1 protein-coding gene is annotated in these 426 nt (G+C 59.2%); it reads right to left on the reverse strand.

Annotation, left to right across the window (positions count from 1 at the left end):
• Nucleotides 1–426, reverse strand: a 426-nt coding sequence (locus D7X55_RS43945) for an ankyrin repeat domain-containing protein (RefSeq protein ID WP_158626512.1), incomplete at both ends; no start/stop codon positions are given.

Below are 426 nucleotides of genomic sequence, written 5' to 3' on the forward strand. Positions count from 1 at the left end.
AAATCGATGGGCTTCATACGAGGCTCGTTTCGAAAGCCGTTGACATGGTTGTCAAAGCCTTGCTCGCCGACGAGCTTACACCCCTTGTCCCAGTCCGCCCCTGCGAACACCAGTTCTCGGCAGAGTTCCGTTTTCCCCTGCTTCGCCGCTTCATGGAGGACGCTGTAGCCGGCATAGTTGTTGTAGGCCCAGCCCTCGTCTCCGTCGATGTTGAACGTTCGGTTCCGACTGACCAGTTCTTCGTTGGGATCCACCTGCTCCAGCAGACGTTTGGCGTCGCCGGCCTCAACGAGGGCCACAATGTTGAGCACGCGGTCTTGCTCCTCCTTCGTCTCCTCCGCCTTTTCCGCGGCCTGCTCTTCCGCTTCGGCATCCCAATACCGATCCTCGTGGTAGTAATCGCGGGTCGCATAAGGGGTTTCCCCC

The sequence above is a fragment of the Corallococcus sp. AB049A genome (assembly GCF_003668885.1).
GTDB classification, from domain to species: Bacteria; Myxococcota; Myxococcia; order Myxococcales; family Myxococcaceae; genus Corallococcus; species Corallococcus interemptor.